Source organism: Rhodococcus sp. (in: high G+C Gram-positive bacteria) (assembly GCF_049591685.1).
In the GTDB taxonomy this organism is placed as follows: Bacteria; Actinomycetota; Actinomycetes; order Mycobacteriales; family Mycobacteriaceae; genus Rhodococcoides.
In genome coordinates this window covers 1-21,357 of sequence record NZ_JBAWFH010000349.1, presented here as the reverse complement: position 1 = coordinate 21,357, position 21,357 = coordinate 1, and the positions used below count along the sequence as shown (strand labels likewise).

24 protein-coding genes are annotated in these 21,357 nt (G+C 62.4%); 2 read left to right on the top strand and 22 right to left on the bottom strand.

What is annotated here, in order from left to right:
• Nucleotides 1–152: 152 nt before the first annotated feature.
• Nucleotides 153–1,538, bottom strand: coding sequence for a glycine--tRNA ligase (locus WBQ44_RS14700; protein ID WP_495567411.1), 1,386 nt, complete (start codon nt 1,536–1,538; stop codon nt 153–155).
• Nucleotides 1,539–1,782: 244 nt separating this feature from the next.
• On the opposite strand from WBQ44_RS14700, the gene WBQ44_RS14695 reads away from it, so the two are divergent.
• Nucleotides 1,783–2,130 (top strand): ArsR/SmtB family transcription factor, encoded by a 348-nt coding sequence (locus WBQ44_RS14695; RefSeq protein ID WP_495567412.1) that lies wholly within the window; start codon nt 1,783–1,785, stop codon nt 2,128–2,130.
• A 4-nt stretch (nt 2,131–2,134) separates the two neighbouring features.
• A complete protein-coding gene (locus WBQ44_RS14690; RefSeq protein ID WP_495567410.1) occupies nt 2,135–2,575 on the top strand; it encodes a Fur family transcriptional regulator in 441 nt (146 codons plus the stop codon).
• Between the two features lie 28 nt (nt 2,576–2,603).
• On the opposite strand, the gene WBQ44_RS14685 is transcribed toward WBQ44_RS14690, so the two are convergent.
• The 21 genes from WBQ44_RS14685 to WBQ44_RS14585 form a co-directional block, all read right to left on the bottom strand.
• Entirely contained in the window at nt 2,604–2,999 is a 396-nt protein-coding gene (locus WBQ44_RS14685; RefSeq protein WP_495567409.1) for a hypothetical protein, read from the bottom strand.
• Nucleotides 2,992–3,810, bottom strand: coding sequence for an isoprenyl transferase (locus WBQ44_RS14680; RefSeq protein ID WP_495567408.1), 819 nt, complete (start codon nt 3,808–3,810; stop codon nt 2,992–2,994). The genes WBQ44_RS14685 and WBQ44_RS14680 overlap by 8 nt, the downstream gene beginning before the upstream one ends.
• Nucleotides 3,767–4,591: a DNA repair protein RecO gene (recO, locus tag WBQ44_RS14675; protein WP_495567407.1), complete on the bottom strand. Its 825-nt coding sequence runs from the start codon at nt 4,589–4,591 to the stop codon at nt 3,767–3,769. The genes WBQ44_RS14680 and recO overlap by 44 nt, the downstream gene beginning before the upstream one ends.
• A 139-nt stretch (nt 4,592–4,730) precedes the next feature.
• On the bottom strand, nt 4,731–5,555 hold the full coding sequence (locus WBQ44_RS14670) for an urease accessory protein UreD (RefSeq protein WP_495567406.1): 825 nt from the start codon (nt 5,553–5,555) through the stop codon (nt 4,731–4,733).
• Nucleotides 5,552–6,166, bottom strand: a complete 615-nt coding sequence (ureG, locus tag WBQ44_RS14665; RefSeq protein ID WP_495567405.1) for an urease accessory protein UreG — start codon at nt 6,164–6,166, stop codon at nt 5,552–5,554. The genes WBQ44_RS14670 and ureG overlap by 4 nt, the downstream gene beginning before the upstream one ends.
• Nucleotides 6,163–7,869, bottom strand: coding sequence for an urease subunit alpha (ureC, locus tag WBQ44_RS14660; RefSeq protein ID WP_495567404.1), 1,707 nt, complete (start codon nt 7,867–7,869; stop codon nt 6,163–6,165). The genes ureG and ureC overlap by 4 nt, the downstream gene beginning before the upstream one ends.
• Nucleotides 7,866–8,504, bottom strand: a complete 639-nt coding sequence (ureB, locus tag WBQ44_RS14655) for an urease subunit beta (protein WP_495567403.1) — start codon at nt 8,502–8,504, stop codon at nt 7,866–7,868. Before ureB ends, ureC begins: the two co-directional genes overlap by 4 nt.
• 35 nt (nt 8,505–8,539) lie before the next feature.
• Nucleotides 8,540–9,190: an urease accessory protein UreF gene (locus WBQ44_RS14650; RefSeq protein ID WP_495567402.1), complete on the bottom strand. Its 651-nt coding sequence runs from the start codon at nt 9,188–9,190 to the stop codon at nt 8,540–8,542.
• Complete coding sequence (ureE, locus tag WBQ44_RS14645) at nt 9,187–9,651, bottom strand: urease accessory protein UreE (protein ID WP_495567401.1); 465 nt, start codon at nt 9,649–9,651, stop codon at nt 9,187–9,189. The genes WBQ44_RS14650 and ureE overlap by 4 nt, the downstream gene beginning before the upstream one ends.
• A complete protein-coding gene (locus WBQ44_RS14640; protein WP_495567400.1) occupies nt 9,648–11,063 on the bottom strand; it encodes an amidase in 1,416 nt (471 codons plus the stop codon). Before WBQ44_RS14640 ends, ureE begins: the two co-directional genes overlap by 4 nt.
• A 31-nt stretch (nt 11,064–11,094) precedes the next feature.
• Complete coding sequence (locus WBQ44_RS14635; RefSeq protein ID WP_495567399.1) at nt 11,095–11,289, bottom strand: hypothetical protein; 195 nt, start codon at nt 11,287–11,289, stop codon at nt 11,095–11,097.
• Nucleotides 11,286–12,704, bottom strand: a complete 1,419-nt coding sequence (locus WBQ44_RS14630; protein WP_495567398.1) for an amidase — start codon at nt 12,702–12,704, stop codon at nt 11,286–11,288. The genes WBQ44_RS14635 and WBQ44_RS14630 overlap by 4 nt, the downstream gene beginning before the upstream one ends.
• Nucleotides 12,701–12,895 carry a hypothetical protein gene (locus WBQ44_RS14625; RefSeq protein ID WP_495567397.1) on the bottom strand — a complete coding sequence of 65 codons (195 nt, stop codon included), beginning with the start codon at nt 12,893–12,895 and terminating at the stop codon, nt 12,701–12,703. Before WBQ44_RS14625 ends, WBQ44_RS14630 begins: the two co-directional genes overlap by 4 nt.
• Entirely contained in the window at nt 12,895–13,707 is an 813-nt protein-coding gene (locus WBQ44_RS14620; protein WP_495567396.1) for an ATP-binding cassette domain-containing protein, read from the bottom strand. Before WBQ44_RS14620 ends, WBQ44_RS14625 begins: the two co-directional genes overlap by 1 nt.
• 3 nt (nt 13,708–13,710) lie before the next feature.
• Nucleotides 13,711–14,589: an ABC transporter ATP-binding protein gene (locus tag WBQ44_RS14615; protein WP_495567395.1), complete on the bottom strand. Its 879-nt coding sequence runs from the start codon at nt 14,587–14,589 to the stop codon at nt 13,711–13,713.
• Nucleotides 14,586–15,512 carry an ABC transporter permease gene (locus WBQ44_RS14610; RefSeq protein WP_495567394.1) on the bottom strand — a complete coding sequence of 309 codons (927 nt, stop codon included), beginning with the start codon at nt 15,510–15,512 and terminating at the stop codon, nt 14,586–14,588. Before WBQ44_RS14610 ends, WBQ44_RS14615 begins: the two co-directional genes overlap by 4 nt.
• On the bottom strand, nt 15,509–16,468 hold the full coding sequence (locus tag WBQ44_RS14605) for an ABC transporter permease (protein WP_495567393.1): 960 nt from the start codon (nt 16,466–16,468) through the stop codon (nt 15,509–15,511). The genes WBQ44_RS14610 and WBQ44_RS14605 overlap by 4 nt, the downstream gene beginning before the upstream one ends.
• Complete coding sequence (locus WBQ44_RS14600) at nt 16,465–18,069, bottom strand: ABC transporter substrate-binding protein (protein WP_495567392.1); 1,605 nt, start codon at nt 18,067–18,069, stop codon at nt 16,465–16,467. The genes WBQ44_RS14605 and WBQ44_RS14600 overlap by 4 nt, the downstream gene beginning before the upstream one ends.
• Before the next feature lie 271 nt (nt 18,070–18,340).
• Nucleotides 18,341–19,084 (bottom strand): response regulator transcription factor, encoded by a 744-nt coding sequence (locus WBQ44_RS14595; protein ID WP_495567391.1) that lies wholly within the window; start codon nt 19,082–19,084, stop codon nt 18,341–18,343.
• A gap of 110 nt (nt 19,085–19,194) precedes the next feature.
• Entirely contained in the window at nt 19,195–20,109 is a 915-nt protein-coding gene (era, locus tag WBQ44_RS14590; RefSeq protein ID WP_495567390.1) for a GTPase Era, read from the bottom strand.
• Nucleotides 20,110–20,207: 98 nt separating this feature from the next.
• Nucleotides 20,208–21,357 (bottom strand): hemolysin family protein (locus WBQ44_RS14585; RefSeq protein WP_495567389.1); only part of this gene is annotated, 1,150 nt, incomplete at its 5' end.

The window sequence follows — 21,357 nt, the reverse complement described above, 5'->3', positions numbered from 1 at the left end:
GCTTCGGTGGGGGCGGCGGCGGCTTCGGAGGCGGGGGCGGCGGCTTCGGAGGCGGCGGCGGCCGGTTCTGATGCGCTACGCACCCCGTGCGTGGAAAGTGTTGTTGGAACAGCACTTTCCACGCACGGGTGCGTAGCGCCCCAGGGTGAAGATCAGGCGCCCAGGAGCCGCTGAGCGAGATAGCCCTCGACCTGATCGAGAGCGACGCGCTCCTGCGCCATGCTGTCTCGCTCACGGATGGTGACGGCCTGGTCGTCCAGAGTGTCGAAATCGACGGTGATGCAGAACGGCGTACCGATCTCGTCCTGCCGTCGGTAACGGCGGCCGATGGCGCCGGCGTCGTCGAACTCGACGTTCCAGTACTGCCGCAGCTGCTGCGCGAGATCTTTGGCCTTGGGCGTGAGATCGGCGTTGCGGGAGAGCGGCAACACGGCGACCTTGACCGGCGCGAGACGACGATCGAGTTTGAGTACGACGCGCTTGTCGACGCCGCCCTTGGCGTTGGGTGCCTCGTCCTCGGTGTAGGCGTCGACGAGGAACGCCATCAGCGAACGTGTCAGTCCGGCTGCGGGCTCGATGACGTACGGCGTGTAGCGAGTGTCGGTTGCCTGCTCGTAGTAGCTCAGGTCCTGACCCGACGCCTTCGAGTGCACGCTGAGGTCGTAATCGGTGCGGTTGGCGACGCCCTCGAGCTCGCCCCACTCGCTGCCCTGAAAACGGAAGCGGTACTCGATGTCCACGGTTCGCTTGGAGTAGTGCGACAGCTTTTCCTGCGCGTGCTCGTAGAGCCGTAGATTTTCCGGATCGATGCCGAGGTCGGTGTACCACTTCATGCGGTAGTCGATCCAGTACTGGTGCCACTCGTCGTCCTCGCCGGGCTTGACGAAGAACTCCATCTCCATCTGCTCGAACTCACGCGTGCGGAAGATGAAGTTGCCGGGCGTGATTTCGTTGCGGAAGCTCTTGCCAATCTGGCCGATGCCGAACGGCGGCTTCTTGCGCGAGGTGGTGAGTACGTTCGCGAAGTTGACGAAGATGCCCTGAGCGGTCTCGGGACGGAGGTAGTGCAGGCCCTCTTCGTTGTCGACGGGGCCGAGGAAGGTCTTGAGCAGTCCGGAGAATGCACGCGGCTCGGTCCACTGGCCAGGATCGCCCGTTTCGGGATCGCGAATGTCGGCCAGACCGTTTTCGGGCGGGTGGCCGTGTTTCTCCTCGTATGCCTCGAGGAGGTGGTCGGCGCGGTATCGCTTGTGCGTGATGAGCGACTCGACGAGCGGATCGCTGAACGTTTCGACATGGCCGGACGCTTCCCAGACCTGACGCGGCAGGATGACCGAGGAATCGAGGCCGACGGTGTCCTCACGGGTGGTGATCATGTTGCGCCACCACTGCTTCTTGATGTTTTCCTTGAGCTCGACGCCCAACGGGCCGTAGTCCCAGGCCGATTTGGTACCGCCGTAGATCTCGCCGCAGGGGTACACGAGCCCTCGACGCTTGGCGAGGTTGGCGACGGTCTCGACTTTGGACTTGGGTGCCACTGGCGGAGCTCTCCATCTTGTGTCTTGTGAGAGGGACTAGTTACTGCCGAAGCCTATCGGTCGCACCCGGTTTCTCCGAACGCTCCCCGGTCGGGGTTTGACATGCGCACTTGTGCATATCAAAATGGAAGTGATTTGCATTAACAGACGCTCGACTAGTGTGGTCACGAACCGTATGCCCTGATCGAAGGAGTTTCTGTTGGCCGTCCTGAACACAGACCCTTCCCCCCTCGGCGACGATCACATCGATACAGCCCCGCCCGGGCACGAGCACGACCCGTTCGTCTCCGCGCCGCCGGCGCCGATTCCCCCGAAGGAAACGCTGACCGCGGCAGGCGACATCCTTCGCGCTCTGGCAGCGCCCGTCCGCATCGCTATCGTGCTGCAGTTGCGCGAGTCGGAACGATGCGTGCACGAGCTGGTGGGGGCACTCGGCGTCACCCAACCGTTGATAAGCCAGCATCTTCGCGTCCTCAAGGCCGCCGGAGTGGTGCAGGGCGAACGCAACGGCCGAGAAGTTCTCTACCGCCTCGTCGACGATCATCTGGCCCACATCGTCGTCGACGCGGTTGCACACGCAGAGGAAGGCTAGATTCATGGCCGACAAGGCGTCCACCGACACGGAGCCAAAACGTAAGCCCGTGGTCGTCGGCGTGCGCGCTACCAAGCAGCGCAGCGCCATTTCCGACCTGCTCGACAACATCGACGAGTTCCGCTCGGCGCAGGATCTGCACGACGAGCTGCGCAAGCGCGGTGAGGGCATCGGTCTGACCACCGTGTACCGCACCCTTCAAACTCTCGCCGACGCCGGTACGGTCGACGTGCTTCGCATCGACACCGGTGAGTCCGTCTACCGTCGGTGCTCCACGGGCCATCACCACCACCTGGTGTGCCGGGATTGCGGTTACACCGTCGAGGTCGAAGGACCGACCGTCGAGAAGTGGTCACAGGGTGTCGCCGAAACCAACGGTTTCTCCGACGTGAGCCACACGATCGAGATCTTCGGCACCTGCAGTGAGTGCCGAGCCAAGAGCTGACGATCTACACCCCTCAGCCCCCGGTCGATCAGGGAAGAAGGCCCTCGCGCGCCTTCTCGACACCGCCGAGGACGAGAACCAACATCGTCAGGAGCGCTTCGTCTTCCAAGCCGCTTGCCGGAAAGGTGTAGCGCAGCAGCACATCCGCGAACTTGTCGTGGGTGTTGACCGAGATGGACCCGAACTGGGATTCGGCGTTTCTGTCCGCCACCTTCTTGTGCAGCGATGCCTTCAGCGGCCGGTCCCACGCGAGCACTGCCGTCAGGGACAGCACTTCGAGTCCGGGCGAGAGTTCCACCGACCGTAGGGAACAGAGAGCGCCGGCGTAGTCGAATCCCAACGACCCCTCGTCGCCCACCACGATGGTGGCGAACTGAGACAGCGCGACTTCCGCGCGGGACTGCAACGACAACTGCTCACTCATATTTGACTCCACCGAATCTGCGGTCTCGCGAGGCGTATTCGACGCATGCTTCCCACAGATCCCGGCGGTCGAAGTCCGGGAAAAGCTTCTTCTGAAAAACGAACTCCGCGTAGGCCGATTGCCACAGCAGGAAGTTCGACGTCCGCTGCTCCCCCGACGGACGCAGGAACAGGTCGACGTCGGGCATATCCGGCTCGTCGAGATACTTGGCGACGGTGGCCTCGGTGATCTTCTCCGGATCGAGCTTCCCCGCCGCCACTTGCCGTGCGATTTCTTTTGTGGCGTCGGCGATTTCGGCACGCCCACCGTAATTGACGCACATCGTCAACGTCATGACGGTGTTCTTCTTCGTCAACTCCTCGGCGACTTCGAGCTCGTTGATGACGCTGCGCCACAACCGGGGCCGGCGACCCGCCCAGCGGACACGAACACCCATCTCGTTCATCTCGTCTCGACGCCTACGAATGACGTCACGGTTGAAGCCCATCAAGAACTTCACCTCGTCGGGGCTGCGCTTCCAGTTCTCTGTCGAGAACGCATACGCAGAGAGCCATTTGACGCCGATGTCGATGCATCCGCAGACGGTGTCCATCAGCACTGCTTCGCCGCGTTCGTGTCCCGCGGTGCGGGGCATTCCGCGTTCCTGAGCCCATCGCCCGTTGCCGTCCATCACCAACGCGACATGACGCGGGATCAGTTCGGGCTGCAGGATGGGAGGTCGCGCACCGGACGGATGAGGATCCGGCGGCCGTACGGCCGACACCTCGTCAGGCTGTGTGCGCGGTTCGCGTCGTCGAATCACGGTCTTCATCCTGCCCGACCGCCACCGGAGTCTCGGAGTCAGGCCGGATCTCGTGCGGAGTGGAGCGTTCGATCAGCGGGAGGGTGCGCAATTGCCGCTCGAGATGCCACTGCAGATGAGCTGCGACGAGGCCGCTGGTCTGCCTGCGCACCGCGGTCGACGTGGTCTCGGTATAGGCCCATTCACCGCGTTCGAGTGCAACCATCAGGTCGAGAACTCCGGTCATCGGCGTCGCCGACCCGGGTGGCCTGCAGTGCACACACACCGATCCACCTGCCGCCACGTGGAACGCACGATGTGGCCCCGGCGCCGCGCACCGCGCACACTCCGTCAGCGACGGCGCCCACCCGGAGAACCCCATCGCGCGCAGCAGGAAGGCGTCGAGAATCAGCTCGGAAGGGCGAGCACGCTCGCCGAGCGCACGCAAAGCTCCGACCGTCAGTTGATGCAGGCGCTTCGCGGGTGCGTGTTCCTCACCTGCCAGCCGTTCGGCGGTCTCGAGAATTGCGCACCCGGTGGTGTAGCAGCCGTAGTCGGTGACGATATCGCCGCCGAACGCGTTGACGGTGTGCACCTGGGTGACGATGTCGAGGTTGCGGCCGGGGTACAGCAGCACGTCGACGTGCGCGAACGGCTCCAGCCTGGCACCGAACTTCGACTTGGTGCGACGCACACCCTTGGCAACGGCTCGAACGATGCCGTTGTCACGGGTCAAGAGCGTGACGATGCGGTCGGCTTCGCCCAGCTTGTGCTGGCGCAGCACGACTGCGTTGTCCCGGTAGAGCCTCACGCGTTCAGTCTTCCACGTCGCGGGCCCTAGGGATGCCCGACACCGCTCGCGGGACGCCAAGCAAGTAACAACCACGCTGAGACGCTCCTGAGCTGAACGCGTTCTCTTGCGGCTGGTAACGCGGGCGGCGACAAAACGGTCACGATGTGTCTACCGGGTACACGTGCTCCGTTGCGCGGAATAGCCCGACAGCGGTCTCGAGCGCCCTTCTCAGCGTCTCCCCTCCCGCCGCTGCGATACGAATTGCGTAGCCGACGCCGTTCGGGAGAGCTGTACCGGCCGCATATGCACCCGATCGGCCGTCAAAACCGTTCAACCCCTCCAAGCCGTTCGGCCAATCAAACGACGCATTAGACGAGACGGCATTCTCGTCGCCCACCAACAGATAAACCGTGGCGAAGGCGCGCAGACCCGAGTGCGGGCTCGGCAACGTAGTCGCGTGTTGAGCGTCGAACATGCGTATGTCACCCGTCGTCGACACAGTGACCCGGGACCGAAAGCTCCCGAACGACTCCTCCGTCACGTCTGGGTGCACGATGACAGCATCTGTCAGTACGACCGACGCGCCCGCCTTCAGAACCACACTGGTGTTCTGCTCCACGTGTGCGAACTCGGTCAGGATCCGCGGTTCGGGCCGGTAGGCGAGCCCGGTCGACGCTCCGGCCCGCAAGTCTGTCTCCTCGACGGCCGGCCCCGCGCCGGGAACACCTGTGACAAGCATCGCGCCTTGCCCGGACACGTCGATGCGCGCGCCCCCGCTTGCCGAGATTCGCTGCTTCACATAATCGCCTGGATGCAGCGATGCGCCGGCATTCTGGATCAGAACGGTCCCGTGTCCGGGGTCTGCCACATCGAGGTAGAACACTCGGCCGACCGTCTGTGGCCATCGATAGCGCCTTCGGTTCATCACTGTTCGCGTGCCTGCGGCAGTGAACGACAGATCGAGTGTTAGTGCCTCACTCACACGAACAAGATCTCACGGTCGAGAATGTCGACCAGCTCGGTGATTCCCGTCCCGGCGCGGGCATTCGTGCAGACGATCGGCCGACCGGAACGCACGTCGTCCGCTTCTCGCAGCATCAGTTGGAGGTCCGCTCCGACGTAAGGTGCGAGATCGATTTTGTTGACCACCAATAAATCACACCGCACGACACCCGGCCCGCGCTTGCGCGGAATGTCGTCTCCTCCGGCCACGTCGATCACGAACAGCCAGTAGTCGACCAGGTCGCGCGAGAAGGTCGACGCCAGATTGTCACCGCCACTTTCGAGCAGAAGCACCGCGGTGTCGGGGAATTCCGCTTCTAGCTGATCTGCCATCGCAATGTTGAGCGACGGGTCCTCCCTGATGACCGTGTGCGGACATCCTCCGGCCTCGACGGCCCGGACTCGCGCTGGATTGATCAGACCCGATCGCTTGACCCGCTCCGCATCTTCGGCGGTCACCAGATCGTTGGTGATCACCGAGACCGAGCGGTCCCGCCGGGCGAACTCGGCGATGAGTTGTTCCACCAAGGCAGTCTTGCCAGATCCGACTGGCCCGCCGATGCCGATCCTTGCTGTTCGTAGTGCATTCATCGAAGCATGTACCTCCGCGAGAAGGGAACCGTGACTGCGGGTTCACCGGTGAGAAGTCGCCCGTCTGCCCGCACCTCGAACGTGCGCGGATCGACGTCGACGTGGGGCAGTGCCGAATTCCGGACCATGTCGCTCTTTCGTAAGCCCCGAACCGAATCGATCGTCAACACGTTCTTCCGCAGACCCAGGGACTTCGGGATTCCCGCATCGGTCGCGAGGCCGGACATGAACACGAATCCGAGCCGCGCCGGCGCCGACCCCAGCGAACCCCAATTCGCCCGCTGTACCACCGGTTCGGATCGCGAGATGCTCCCGGCCGCGTCCCCGAGCGCTGCCCAAGCGACAAATCCGTTCTTCATGACGAAGTTCGGTTTAACCCCGAAGAATGCCGGTGACCACAATACGAGGTCGGCGACCTTTCCGATTTCTACCGAACCGATGTGCCTGCCTGCACCGATCGAGATGGCTGGGTTGACGGTCAGTTTGGCGATGTAGCGCTTGACTCGCTCGTTGTCGGACGACGCCGTCGTTTCTTCCGGAAGTCGACCGACGCGTTGTTTCATGATGTCCGCCAGTAGCCAGCAGTTCGCGATGTTCTCGGCGACCCTGCCCATACCCTGCGTGTCACTACCGAAAATGGAGATCGCGCCCATGTCGTGAAGGAAATCCTCGGCAATCATCGTCTGCGGGCGAATGCGAGCCTCCGCGAACGCAACGTCCTCCGGTGCATTCCAGTTCATGTTGTGTGCTTCCATCGTCATCGGCACGCCCTCGTCCAATGCGTAGGCGGTGTATGGGTTCGTCGGGTTGGTCGATGCCGGAATAACGTTGTCGTACCCGACGCACCGAATCAGGTCAGGTGCGTGCCCTCCCCCGGCTCCTTCCACGTGATACATATGAATCGTCCGGTCGCCGATGGTCGACATCGTCGTCTCTGCGAATCCGAACTCGTTGATCGAATCCGTGTGCAGATGCACCGCGAAGTCGGCAGAATCAGCGGCGCGTAGCGTCGCGTCGATGACCGCGGGGGAGGCACCGAAATCCTCGTGAATCTTCACTGCGCCTGCCCCCGCTGCGACGGATTCGCGCACAGCTGATGCGTCCGACGATCCACGGCCGAAGGCGACGAAATTCATCGCCGACCCCTCACCACCCTTCAAGAACAAACCGAGATTACGAGCGCTTCCCGTACCGACCTCGAACGCAGGGCCCGGCGATCCACCGATCAACGTCGTCGTCCCGGTAGACAGGGCATGTTCACTCTGCTGTGGCGAAATCAAGTGTGCGTGAGTCTCTATCGCACCTGCGGTGACGATGAGACCCTCCGACGGGATCGGTGTCGTCATATGACCCACAATCATGCCTGGTGTCACATCGGGCATCACGTCCGGATTTCCGGCCTTACCGATCCCGACAATCAGACCGTCTCGGATACCGATGTCCGCCTTTGTAATTCCAGAAACAGCGTCGATGATCGTCGCGTTGGTGAACACGTAGTCGAGCGCACCGGACGAAGAGGTCGACGTGGGACGGTAGCCCTCCCCGTCGCGGACGTTCTTGCCCGCTCCGGCTAGAAGTTCGTAACCGGGGGTGGTGAGGTCTTTCTCGATCTCGACGAACAGATCGGAGTCGGCCAGCCGAATTCGATCTCCGGTCGTCGGTCCGAACATCCGCACGTAGGCCGCCCGGTCGATGCGGATCACGCGTGCTCACCGCCGTCCAGCGGGCCACCGACGAGACCGCGAAAGCCGTGGGCGATGCGGTCGCCCTCGATTGGAACGAGTTGGACGCTCACGGGTATTCCTGGCTCGAATCGCACGCCTGCTCCAGCTGCTACGGCGAGCTTGTGTCCCCATGCCACTTTGCGGTCGAACTGCAATGCATCGTTTGCCTCGAAAAAGTGAGTTTGGCTGCGCACTTGAACGTCTCGGTCACCGGTGTTGACGACCCTTAGCGCGATATTGTCGAGATGGGCGAACAATTCGATCGGGGCCTCGGCCGGGAGGATCTCGCCCGGCGTGCGTTCGCCGCCGTTCCAGGCGATCGGGTCGACGACGGTGACCAACTTGGTCCCTTCTGCGAACGGCGCGTCTACCAAGAGGATGGTCAACATCTGCGGGACGCCGGTCATGACTTGCTCGGCCACGAGCAGGTGGCATGCGTGATCGATCACTGCGTCGAACGTCATGTCCTTGCGCGCGGCGAGCATTATCTCGTCGGTGAGGTAGGCAACGGCCTCGGGGTAGCTGAGGAGCACTCCCTGAGCCAGGTTTCGGCGGGCGATCTGAGCGGCGGTGAACACCGTCAGCCTCTCCATCTCGGTCGGGGTGAGAAACAACCGCTTGCTCCTGTTCATTGGACTGTGGACTTCGGTCAGCTTGCGAACAACCTGATACCGTCACCGCGGCGCTGCGCCGCGATATCTGCAAAGGCCGTGAACGACGACGGTTCCTTGTCCGGCAGCCGTTCGAGCGTCGACGCCAATACCGGCCCGGCCGACTCCATGATCCGTTGCGATCCGAGGTGCCCGGTCACCCCGAGACGCAGCGCGGCACTGGCAATTCCGGCCAGGACATGCCAGCCTCCGACCGCCTCGGCGTCGACCATCCTCAGGCCGTTTCCTTGGTAGCAGACGGCCTGGGCGACGGGAAGGTGGCCAGGCGTCGAACCACGAAGCACATCACCCCGGTAGTCGACGACGCCCGTGGTACCGAGGGATGCGAACGTCGACAACAACGCCGCCCCGGCCCGCCGAGACGCCTCACGGAGGGTCGAGATCGCACTCGACGCCTCCGCGAGACGGTCCGCACGGAACGGATCCGTCCAGGCGCATCGAAGCAGTACGCGGTCCATCGTGTGCCAGCGGCCCGTGACAGCTTCTTCTGCAAACGCAAGCACATCGGCTTCATGGACGACGAAACCGTCGCGCACAGCACCTTCCAAGCCGGAGGAGAACGCAAATCCACCGGATGGAAATGCGCTGTCTCCAAGGCGGAGTATCGCAATCAAATCCGACGCAGTCATTCCTGGATCTGCTCGACGGCCCCGGAATCCAGTAGCTCCGAGATTCGGGCACGATAGTCCGATTCCGGTCCTTCCAGCGTCACTGACATCGCCCCGCCGGCCATGGTGGCCCTCCAGTGCAGGTGACCGGCCAGAAATCCGAGCGCCATTGCCGCCGCGGCGTCTACTGCGCGCAGCTCGAGGATCCTCGGAGCTCCCGCCCGCACCACGACTGCTCTGACGTCGTCCAGCACCAGTACGGCACCGTCCGCCAGTCGCTTGTCGCGATCCAAGGCGACGGCGTAGTCGTGACCTGCGTCGGAGGTCACGCGAAGGCGAGATCTCGCCAGATCAGCCGCGTCCAGTCGGACGTACTCGACGCCGTGTCGATGCCGCAGTTCGTGCAGCTTCCGTGCAACGCCGAACTCCAGTTCATGACCGACGATCTCGTCGATTACCGTGATCGACGACGCGAGAGTCACGCCGAGACCGATGCAGGGGATGCCAAGGGTGCAATCCTGCCCACTACGTCGGACGCCTGCTCCAGAGCGAAACCGACCCGAAGGATGTCCGCCTCGCAGAACGGTTTGCCGATGATCTGGACCCCGATCGGCAAGCCCGAAGCCGAGAACGCCGCGGGTACCTGCAACGCCGGCAATCCGGTGACATTGGCCGGAGCCGACATTCGCGAATACGCACTTGTCGCACCCTCTATGACGCCGTCGGACCAGCGGAAGTACGGATCCTCCCGCAGCGCCGCAACTCCGGGGACCGTAGGCGCCAACAGTACGTCGATGTTCTGGTACATGTCCCGCCAGGCTTCCTGAATCCTGGTCCGCAGGCGAATCGAGCTGATGTAATCGGTGGCGAGGATCGCTTCACCCGTCTCGATGAGGGTACGTACTTCCTCGGTGAACCTCTCGGGCGACGTTCTCGACGCATCCATGTGATAGGCGCTCGCCTCTGCCGTGAGGATGCCCCACTCGACCGGGAGGATGTACTCCGCGAGAGGAATGTCCACCTCGACCAGGGTTGCCCCTAGACTCTCGAGCAATTCGGCCGTCCGACGAGCGACGTCCTGGGTCTCCTGCTCGACATGGTAGTTGTAGAAATTCCTCGGGATCCCGATTCGTGTTCCTGCAACGCCCTTCTCGATACCTGCCACGAAATCCGGCACCGCACGATTCACCGACGCCGGGTCCCGACGGTCGTAACCAGACATCGCTGCCATGACAAGTCCGGCGTCGACGACGTTGCGTGTCAGCGGACCGACGTGATCGAGCGACCAGGACAGCGACGCCACTCCGGCACGCGATGCTCGTCCGAACGTCGGCTTGAGCCCGACCGTTCCGCACAGACCCGCGGGAATTCGAATGGATCCGCCGGTATCGCTGCCGAGCGCTACGTGGACCACGCCTGCCCCGACCGCTGCACCCGATCCACCCGAGGATCCGCCAGGAGTGCGGGTCGGATCCCAGGGATTTCCCGACGTCGGTGTCGTTGCGCCGTAGGCGAACTCGTGGGTGTGAGTCTTCCCGACCATGACCATGCCCGCGTCGTACAGCTTGGCCACGGACGCGCTGTCCGCGGTGGGCACGTTGTCCGCGCGCTGAGCCGAGCTCGACGTCGTGAGGATACCCGCGGTATCGTACAAGTCTTTGATGCCCAGCGGAATTCCGTGCAGTACGCCCCTGTAGTTCCCGGCCAAGATCTCGGTCTCCGCCCGAGCAGCCTGGGCGAGCGCGTGCTCAGCGGTGACTGTCACGAATGCTGTGATGGCCGGTTCAACCTCGACAAGCCGATCCAGGGACGATCGCGCAACCTCGACGGGAGATACGTCCTTCGTCTTGATTTTCGCGGCAACCTCGGACAATGGCAGCTCGTATATTTCCATGTGCAGACCTTTCCGGCCGGAGAGTGTTGGTCTATTCCCAGGACGCGTTGAATGCTGCGGCGGGTACTGTCTCGCCGATCCCGGTGATCCTCGCCTGACGGATGAGCGCAAGAGTGGAACTATAGGTCTCGAATTCCGAATCGAGGCGCTCTGCGCTCATCGGCAGGCCCGCGTACTCGAATACGGCCGCGAGCTGTCCCTTGCTTGGTTCGAAATTCTGGGTCACAGTAAATCTCCTGTCAGTGTGAACGCGGTCCTTGGAACCGCAGAGGCGAAGTCGGTGCGAGCCTCGTACGCCCGGCCGACGGCGAATGCGAGTGCTTCCTGAAAGGGTGCGGTCATGATCTGCAGTCCAACCGGCAGGCCCGCGTCGTCGAACCCAGCGGGCACCGACAAAGCCGGCATTCCGGTGACGTTGGCGGGGACGGTCAGCGCGTTGAGCCCGTTCAGGACGTCGATGTGCCGGTTCCCCAGCATCATTCGGGTGGTATCGAGTACGGGTGCGGTACTGGCTAAGGTCGGCGACAGCAGCGCGTCGATGTCATTGAACATGCGGTTCATTCCAGCCGTCACCACGGATCTCGCCCGTTGGGCGTCGACGTAAGCGACTCCGGTGTGCAGGTGCCCGACACGCAACGCGTCGACGACGTTGGGGCCGAACAGGTCCGGTCGCTCTGCCGCGCGCGCCTGGTGGAACGACGCGGCCTCTACGCTAGCGATCACTCCGACGATGTCCGGGCACAGGTCAACGCCGTCGAACGACACCGGCACGATCGTCGCACCGGCATTTTCGAGCTCGTGCACCGCTTGTTCGAACGCGGCCGCCACTCCTGGTTCGAGTCGATTGCAGAAGTAGCCTTCGCTGACCCCCAATCTCAGGCCTGCAACGCCGCGATCCAGCATTGCGCCGAAGTCCGGCACGGGAAGCTGCGCACTGTACGGATCCGCAGGGTCGTGACCTGCCGTGACACCCAATACCAGAGCCGCATCCGCGACGCTCGTCGTCAGCGGACCCGCGTGGTCGAGTGTCCAGCTCAGCACGGTCACTCCGCGTTTGCTGACTCGTCCGTACGTCGCCTTCATCCCTGTCACCCCACACAATGCAGCGGGAATGCGTATCGACCCGCCGGTGTCCGTTCCCAACGCCAACGGCACCAACCGGGTACCGACGGCTGCTCCGGACCCGCCACTGGACCCTCCGGGCACACGGTCGAGCGACCACGGATTCTTGGTAGGAGGAGTCGTGACACCGTAGGCGTACTCGTGCGTGGTCGTTTTGCCGATCAGGATCGCCCCTGTCTTTCGTAGCGCAGACACGGTGGCTGCATCCTCGCTGACGGGGAGATCCGACGACGCGAGCGAACCCGACCGCGTCGGGAGTCCGATAGCGTCGTAGAGATCCTTGACCGCGAACGGAACTCCGCGAAGTGGACCGCCGGGGTTGCCGGCTCGTACGGCGTCGCGTTGTGATTCGGCCTCGGCACGTGCCTCGTCGGCGCACACCGATACGAACGATTCCACCAACGGGTCGAGCGCTGCGATGCGGTCGAGATAGGCGTCGACAACTTCGACTGGATCGAGTTCGCCCGCTTCGACAGCGTGGTGAATAGATGTCGCAGTCATACCAGTCGGGTCGATCATTCCGTTCCTCCTGTCGTTCCCGGGACTGTCGTAGCGAGGATGAGCGGAAGTTGGTCGGACGGATGCACCGCCGCGGCGAGTCGGCTCGCCGAACGCACGGCCGACGCGGCGGCCGGATCGGCGTCGCCCACAATGGCCACCGGGACGCCACGTGCGCGCAACGCTGCTGCAGCCCACCTGTGCTCACGCATCAGCTCGCTACCTTCGTCGGCTCGAGAACCGCATCGACCAATGAACGGGTAACGGCGGTCTTCGGTGTGGTGAGCAGATCGTCGACCGAGCCCGATTCGACGAGGGTGCCGTGGTCGAGCACTCCTGCGTTGTCACACATGTGCTCGACGAGCGCGAGATTGTGTGTTATGAGTAGCATTGTCAACCCACGTTCGAGCTGAAGATCTTTGAGCAAGTTCAGAATTTGCGCCTGCACCGAGACGTCGAGCGCCGCAGTCGGCTCGTCGAGGACGAGGAAGTCGGGATCGGTGATCAACGCACGTGCAATGCCGAGGCGCTGGCGTTGTCCGCCCGAGAACTCGTGAATGTAGCGGTCGTAGTGCGAAGCTTCCATTCCCACTCTGCCCAGCATCTCGAGTACCATGCTCCTGATTTCGCCTTTCGGCGCGATACCGAACCGCTGCAGCGCATACCCGATCTGTGCGCCGACACTCCGGCGTGGATTGAAGGCAGAGCCGGAGTCCTGGAACACTATTTGCATGCGCTTGCGGTACCGGCGCATGTCGAGATCGTTCATGACGGAGATGTCGTTGCCCTCGAACAAAACCGATCCCGACGTCGCTTTCTCCAATGCGAGCACCATCCTGCCGGTCGTGGTCTTTCCCGAGCCGGATTCGCCGATCAAACCGTAGGTCTCTCCTTTCGAGATGTCGAAGCTGATCGAGTTGACCGCAACAAAATCGGCTTGCTCTCGTCCCTCTCCTCGAACCTTGTACACCTTGCGCAGATCGCGTACTGCTACCAGAGGTGCAGCAAAGTCATCGATCGTCATCTCTCACTCTCCCTGAACCGACGCGAGCTGCTTGAATTCGAAGAGCCTGCGGTTGGCCCGCGGCACCGCACGCTCGGTCTCACCGAGATGCAGCTTTGGCACTGCGCTCATCAGCCCCTGTGTGTACGGGTGTTTCGGGCGCTCCAGCACATCCGTTGTCCTGCCGGCCTCCATGACCTCGCCGTGGCGCATGACCGTCACCTCCGAGCACACGTGAGCGACAACCCCGAAATCGTGTGTCACAATGAGGATTGCTGTTCCCAGTTCACGATTGATCTCGAGTAGCAGATCGAGTACCTGCTTCTGCACCGTGGCGTCGAGAGCAGTCGTCGGCTCGTCCGCCAGCAGCAGTTCCGGCCTACATGCCAGCGCTATTGCGATGACAACACGCTGACGTTGACCGCCGCTGAGCTCGTGGGGATACGCCTTCATTCGCCGCACCGGATCCGGCAGGGCGACGAGTTCCAAAGACTCAAACGCCTTCTTCCGTGCGGTTGCCTTGTCCACCTTCTGATGAAGCCGGATAACTTCGATCAACTGCGCCCCGACGGTGAACGACGGGTCGAGTGCACTGAGCGCATTCTGCGAGACCAGCCCGATGTGACTGCCACGGATGCCGCGCATCTCTCTTTCAGTCTTATTCAGGAGGTTCTCGCCCTGGAACATGATTTTGCCACCCTCGATACGTGCGCGAGCGCTGCCGAGTAGTCCGAGGACGCTGAGCGAGGTGACACTCTTCCCCGATCCGGATTCACCTACGAGCCCGCGAATTTCGCCCTTTCCGAGTGTGATCGACACGTTCTTGACTGCGTGGACGATCCCAGCGTCGGTGCGAAAGTCGACGCGGAGGTTCTGAACGTCCAAGAGAGGCTCGGTGGTCATCGTGTCTGCTTTCTGGGGTCGAGGGCATCACGGATTCCGTCGCCGACGAGGTTGAACGCGAGGGCTACGAAAAGGATGACGAGACCGGGAATGGTTGCGATGTGGTAAATGCCTTCGAGCAGCACGCTCGACCCGTCCGCAGTCATGATCCCCCAGTCCGGCGTTGGGGGTACGACGCCGACGCCCAGGAAACTCAGTCCGGCGGCCACCACGATCATCAACCCGCACAGCGTCGTTGCGTACACGACCAACTGAGCAATAACGTTCGGCGCGAGTTCGCGGAACATCAAATGCCCCGGATTGGCACCGTAGGCACGGGCAGCTTCGATGTATTCCTTGCCCGCTTCCTGCACGGTGGCGGTGTAGGCCACGCGAGCCATGTACGGAATCAGGGTCACTCCGATGGAGAGCATCACATTCCCGAGTCCTGCGCCGAGGACGGCAGACAGCGCGATCGCAAGGAGAACCAGTGGGAATGCGAACAACACATCGAGCACCCGCATGAGCAGTTCACCCGCACGGCTGCGTGTGTAGCCGGCAAACAACCCGATCAGCAGCGACAGTGGGAATACCACCAACACCGGAACAACCGCGACGAGAAGGGAATTTCTGCCTCCGTAAAGCAAGCGGGAGAGGATGTCGCGGCCCTGCCCGTCGAGGCCCAGAATGTGTCCCTCGGTACCCACACCCGCCAACCGATTCACCGGGTCTCCCGCGATCGGGCTGTACGAGGTGAGGATCGGCGCGAAGATTGCAGTCAATGTGACCAGGACCAGAAAGAGCGCTGATACGAGGGCGACCCTGTCGCGACAGAACGTGCGGAGACCGAGCTTCCACTGCGGTGTGGTCGTCGCCGACGCGGCCGTGGCGATCGACTTACCGGCGGGCGTTACACGGGCTTCCATGTCTACTGCGGCGTTCATGCGGTCACCGTCTTTCGGGTACGCGGATCCAGGAGGCCGACGGCGATGTCGGCGAAGAGGTTGACTACGACGAAGGCCAGAGCGATGAACAACACCCCTGCCTGGACGACGGGTATGTCTCGCTGGGTGATCGAGGTGTAAAGCTGCTGCCCGAGGCCCGGCCAGCCGAAGACGACCTCGACAAACACCACACCACCGAGCAGATAACCGACCTGCAGGCCGATGACTCCGACGATCGGCGGCAACGCGTTGCGCAAGCCGTGGCGCCAGAGCACCGACTGCTCCGACAGGCCAGACGCGCGGAGAGTCCGAATGTAGTCCTGTTGCAGCACATCGACCATGACGCTTCGAGTCATGCGGGCGATGACCGCAAGCGGCACCAGCGCCGCTGCGACGGCAGGGAGAACGAGGTGTGTCAACACATCACCGAGTCCACCCGGGTGGCGGCTGTTGTACATGCCCGACGTAGGAAACATTCCCAGTTCAATCGAGAAGAACCCGATCAGAAGGAGTCCGAACCAGTACACCGGAACGCTCGCCCCGGCGAGAGCTGCAAACATGGCGATTCTATCGAACCAGCCGTTCTGCTTGCGCGCGGCGGCAATTCCGAGCGGAACACCGATCACTATGCACAGCGCGAGAGCTGCCGCCGTCAGGATGATCGTATTCCAAAATCTGGGCATCATGATCTCGGTGACCGGCTTGTTTACCGTCAGCGACCGACCGAGGTCGCCCTGGAGCAGTCCGCCCATGTAGTCCAGATACTGAATTGGCAGTGACCGATCAAGTCCGAGTTCACTGCGCACTGCCGCAACGGATTCCGACGTCGCGCCCGAACCCAGAATGGTCAGGGCCGGGTCTCCTGGGACCAGTTGCAAAAGCAGGAAGACGATGAGACTGACACCGAGAAGAACGGCGACCGTGGAGAGCAGCCGTGAGCGGAGGGTTCCTATCATTGCTCGAGCCTCACTTCCTTGAGGTCGTACCACTCCTCGCTCGCGGAGACGAATCCGGAGACGTATGGCGCGAGTACGTAAGGGGCTTTGTCGTTGACGACGGGTGCGAGAGCAGCATCCTCGGTGACGATGTCGTTTGCCTGACGCCAGTAGTCATTCGTGACTTCCTCGTCGGTGGATTGAATCGCCTTGTCCATCACAGCATCGAGTTCTGGGCTCGAGTAGTACCCGACGTTGACGCCGTTGGGAGCCTGCAATTTCGAGGAAGTCACGATGTACAGCCAGTAGGGAGTGGTCATACCCCAGGACATCTGGGCCATACCCACGCCCGGCTGCATTCCCTGCGCCCACGTTCCCAGGTACGAAATCCATTCTTGCGTCTGGATGTTCATGGTGATGCCGATCTCGGCCAGATTCTGCTGCAGGTACTCGGCCATCTGCGTCGGGATGATCTGGCCCGAGCCGTCCACCGAGGTGATCAGAGTAGTTTCGAAACCATCCTGCATCCCGACGGACGCGAGTAACTCCTTCGCTTTTTCGATGTCCCTCGTGTACGCGTCGGTGCGCTCGACGAACGCGCCGTTGGCCGGTGCCTGCACCCCGTAGGCCGGATTGACCGTTCCGCGCAGAAGATCAGTTGCCATGCCCTCACGATTGATCGCCAGGTTGATCGCCTGGCGGACTTCCTTGATCGCCATGTTCGGGTCCTGCATGTTGAACGAGAGGTACCACACGTGCGGCGGCGTGCCTTCGGACAACTGATAGCCCTCGTCGACGAGGTTGTCGACGCTGTCCGGGCTCGGCACTGCGATCATGTCGACGTCACCGCTCCGGAGCGCGGCGACACGCGCCGAGGCGTCGGGCAGCGGCCGAAAGACAACACCCCCGATGGACGGTTCTATTCCCCAGTAGTTCTCGTTGCGCTTCAAGCTGATTCGCTCCCCGCGAATACGCTCGTCGAACACGAACGGCCCTGTGCCCACCGGGTGATCACCGATGTTCTCACCGTACCGCTCGATGGCCGTCGGACTCATGATCGCCGTCGATCCGTTGCCGCCCTGAGCGAGCATGCGCAAGAACGGCGAGAATGGCGTTGACTGCTTTACCACGAGTGTGTACTCGTCCACGGTCTCGATAGATTCGGTGTTCAGCCAGATGAAGTTGGTCTGGCCTGCCGCTTTCGCAGAGTACTGCGAAGATTCTTTGTCCCACATACGCCGAAAGTTGTACTCGACGGCAGCTGCGTCGAGTGCCGTGCCGTCGTGGAACTTCACGCCCTCCCTGATCTGGAAGGTGTAGGTGAGCCCATCAGGAGAGATGTCCCAGGATTGGGCGAGACCAGGCTCGAGAGCCGGCACCGGGGCTTCGCTGGACGGCGTCCGCAGATCCTCGGTCACCAAGGGCTCGAAGATTTGTTGGTTGATGCGCCACGTCACCCAGCCGCCTGCGACCTGCGGGTCCAGAACGTCTGCCTCGGATTCGATCGCGACGACGAAGGTGTTGTCTGTTACGACCTCACCACCGGTACCGCATGCGGTCAGTGACAAGACGGCCAGTACTGCCGCCGCGGCAAGGCCCGCGAGCCGACGACCGCGCTTCACGCGCTGCCCCTTCGAGAAGCATTGTTCATGTCAGTGGTCCTTCGATCTACTTCAGTGAAGGAGAACTGTCGTCTCCGTTTGCCGCAGGTGCGCCATCGCACCAAGCGGGATACTGAAAACCGTAGAGAGGGAAACCGCGGAGGTGAATACGTCGAATTACGTATTTGGAATGTGCTGGATCACAACGTCGCTCGGCGATACGTCACGGGGTGCGGACATGTTTCCACCACGTCACACCGGTGTTGAAACCGGTCGCGCCCTTCGGACGATCTCAGGACGCAGCACGGGACATCGAATCGATGGTACGCAGATCGGATCCGAGCCCGAGCTCGGTGGCGTACACCGCAGCCATCACTCGATTGGGTACGCCCAGTTTGCGAAGAATGTTTTCGACATGGGTGGTAACTGTGCGCGGCGACAACACCAATTCCTCGCCTATTTCGACGTTGGACATTCCACGTCGGATCAGCCCGAGGATCTCGATCTCACGAGTGGTCAGCTTGAACCGCGACTTCGCGCGAAGGTCGCCGGCATACCTGGTGAACGCGGGACGCATCCGCTCGAGAATTGTCTTCCCCGGTGTCGGAAATTCTTCCTTCTCGACGTTGCCGTGACACATTCCGATGATGTTGCCGCCGTCGTCGTGCAACAGCATCAGCACGCCGTTGGAGAACCCTACTGGCCGGAGAACGGACATCGCCGTCTGTGACGTCCCGAACCCCGGAACCTCGGTCCAGTCGAATACCTCGTCCAAATGACCGAACTGTTTGGAAAACTCGGGCAGCCGGTCGATATCGCCGGTCAGGAACCCGGCAACACCGCCGTCGTACCCGCGTTGCTCGACGGTGACATACCTGTCCGACGCCTCGTCGCGATACGCCAGCAAGAAGCTGTCACAACGACCTTCGAAGCGGAGGTAATCGACTGCACCGTTCATCCTCTGCGCCACCGCAGGCGATGACATCTCCGCAACGATGGACGCGATGTCGTGCTGGGCCGTATCGTGCTGGGCCATGGTCTGCGCCTCCAATTCGACGAGCAATCGAACCGAGTAAACAGCAGTCCTCTTTCGCTGTTGTTAACCTGTTGTTTCGACGACGGTCCGGCGATACACCGCAGGTGTGTTCAGAAACCGAGCTTGCCCATCTGCTTCGGGTCGGTCTGCCAATCCTTGGCGATCTTCACATGCAGATCCAGGTAGATCCGAGTCCCGAGTAGCTTCTCGATCTGCAGCCGTGAGGCGGTGCCGACTTCCTTGAGCCGCGACCCACCCTTGCCGATGATGATGGCCTTCTGGCTCGAACGTTCGACGTACAGAATGGCGTGGACGTCGAGCATGTTGTCGTGACCCTCGCGCGGGGTGACTTCTTCGATGACGACGGCGAGGGAGTGCGGGAGTTCGTCGCGCACCCCCTCGAGGGCGGCCTCGCGGATCAGCTCGGCCATGAGGATTTCCTCGGGCTCGTCGGTGAGCTCGCCGTCGGGGTAGAAGGCGGGGCCGGGCGGCAGTTCGGACGCCAGAAGATCGACCAATTTCTCGACCTGCTCCCCCGATTCAGCTGACACCGGGATGACGTGGCTGTTCTCGCCGAGGAGCTTGGACAGCGCCATCAGCTGCTGAACGACGCGCTCCTTCTTGACCTTGTCGATCTTGGTGATGATGCCGATGAGCGTGGTCTTCGGAGCGATGTGACGCACCTGCTCGAGGATCCAGCGGTCACCGGGTCCGATTTTCTCGTCGGCCGGGATGCAGAGCCCGATGACGTCGACCTCGGAATATGTATCCTGCACGAGGTCGTTGAGGCGTTGCCCGAGAAGCGTTCGGGGACGGTGCAATCCGGGTGTGTCCACCAGAATCAACTGCGCGTTCTCCCGGTGCACGATGCCCCGGATGGTGTGCCGCGTCGTCTGCGGACGAGAGGATGTGATGGCGATCTTGGAGCCGACGAGCGCGTTGGTCAGCGTCGACTTTCCGGTGTTGGGTCGCCCCACGAAGCAGACGAATCCGGATCTGAAGTCTTTCTCGCTCGAATCAGTCATCGAGCACCTCCCAGCTCATCCCACCGGGTCGGGTGGGGATGGTCGTATAAGTATCGGGCGTATCGTGCGTATCGTGCGTCCTGCTGGATCCGACGGGCTCAGGCATCGGTGTCTTTCGATTTCGTATCGGCGTTCGACTCGGCGTCGTCCTCGAAATCGTCATCGGTCGGTACACGCTCGACCAGAACCGTCGTGACCCGTACGCGGCCTTTCTGGTCTGCTCCGCCCTCACCCACGAGAATCAAGCCGTGTGTTTCGACGCGAGACCCCGGCAGCGGCACCCGGCCCAGCTCGTACCCGAGCAAGCCGCCGACCGTGTCGACGTCTTCGGATTCGATGTCGATCCCGAACAGGTCGCCGACGTCTTCGAGCGGCACCCGAGACGACACGCGGTAGCGTCCTTCGCCGAGGTCTTCCACCGGAGCGACCTCGTCCGAGTCGTACTCGTCGTTTATCTCCCCGACGATCTCTTCCAAGACGTCCTCGATGGTGACGAGTCCTGCGGTGCCGCCGTATTCGTCGACGAGCAGGGCCATGTGATTGCGGTCGCGCTGCATCTCCGACAGCAAACTGTCGAGGGGCTTGGAGTCGGGAACGAACACCGCCGGACGCATCAGCTGTGAGACTTTGACACCGCGTCCACCGTCGGTGGAGTAATACGTCTGTTGCACCAGGTCTTTCAGGTAAACGACGCCGACGATGTCGTCCACGTTCTCCCCGATCACCGGAATGCGTGAGTGGCCGCTGCGCACTGCGAGCGAGGTGGCCTGTCCCGCAGACTTGTCTGATTCGATCCACACCATTTCGGGCCGCGGAACCATGACTTCGCGCGCCGAGGTGTCGCCGAGTTCGAAGACCGACTGAATCATGCGTCGTTCGTCGTCGGCAACCACGCCTCGTTCGCGTGCCATGTCGACGAGTTCACGCAGTTCGATCTCGGACGCGAACGGGCCGTTTCGGAAGCCGCGTCCCGGAGTGATCGCGTTACCGATGAGGATGAGCAACCGGCTGATCGGGCCGAGGATCCAACCGAGCGCGCGCAACGGAAACGCAGCGGACAGCGCGATCGAGTAGGCGTGCTGCCTACCCAGTGTGCGCGGGCCCACCCCCACCACGACGTAGCTGACGAGCACCATCACGACGGCGGTTACGGTGAGCGCCATCGTTTCCGACAGCAGATCCATCATGCCGCCGGCGAGCAGAACGGTGGCGACGATCTCGCACAGGATCCGCAGCAGAACCGTGAGA

What these genes read in the sequence shown, in the direction of transcription:
- WBQ44_RS14640 (WP_495567400.1), bottom strand. Translation starts at nt 11,063, where the DNA reads ATGGAAATATACGAGCTGCCATTGTCCGAGGTTGCCGCGAAAATCAAG.
- WBQ44_RS14620 (WP_495567396.1), bottom strand. Translation starts at nt 13,707, where the DNA reads ATGACGATCGATGACTTTGCTGCACCTCTGGTAGCAGTACGCGATCTG.
- WBQ44_RS14690 (WP_495567410.1), top strand. Translation starts at nt 2,135, where the DNA reads ATGGCCGACAAGGCGTCCACCGACACGGAGCCAAAACGTAAGCCCGTG.
- WBQ44_RS14680 (WP_495567408.1), bottom strand. Translation starts at nt 3,810, where the DNA reads ATGAAGACCGTGATTCGACGACGCGAACCGCGCACACAGCCTGACGAG.
- WBQ44_RS14615 (WP_495567395.1), bottom strand. Translation starts at nt 14,589, where the DNA reads ATGACCACCGAGCCTCTCTTGGACGTTCAGAACCTCCGCGTCGACTTT.
- WBQ44_RS14610 (WP_495567394.1), bottom strand. Translation starts at nt 15,512, where the DNA reads ATGAACGCCGCAGTAGACATGGAAGCCCGTGTAACGCCCGCCGGTAAG.
- WBQ44_RS14630 (WP_495567398.1), bottom strand. Translation starts at nt 12,704, where the DNA reads ATGATCGACCCGACTGGTATGACTGCGACATCTATTCACCACGCTGTC.
- WBQ44_RS14595 (WP_495567391.1), bottom strand. Translation starts at nt 19,084, where the DNA reads ATGGCCCAGCACGATACGGCCCAGCACGACATCGCGTCCATCGTTGCG.
- WBQ44_RS14650 (WP_495567402.1), bottom strand. Translation starts at nt 9,190, where the DNA reads ATGACTGCGTCGGATTTGATTGCGATACTCCGCCTTGGAGACAGCGCA.
- ureG (WP_495567405.1), bottom strand. Translation starts at nt 6,166, where the DNA reads ATGAATGCACTACGAACAGCAAGGATCGGCATCGGCGGGCCAGTCGGA.
- WBQ44_RS14685 (WP_495567409.1), bottom strand. Translation starts at nt 2,999, where the DNA reads ATGAGTGAGCAGTTGTCGTTGCAGTCCCGCGCGGAAGTCGCGCTGTCT.
- era (WP_495567390.1), bottom strand. Translation starts at nt 20,109, where the DNA reads ATGACTGATTCGAGCGAGAAAGACTTCAGATCCGGATTCGTCTGCTTC.
- WBQ44_RS14625 (WP_495567397.1), bottom strand. Translation starts at nt 12,895, where the DNA reads ATGCGTGAGCACAGGTGGGCTGCAGCAGCGTTGCGCGCACGTGGCGTC.
- WBQ44_RS14605 (WP_495567393.1), bottom strand. Translation starts at nt 16,468, where the DNA reads ATGATAGGAACCCTCCGCTCACGGCTGCTCTCCACGGTCGCCGTTCTT.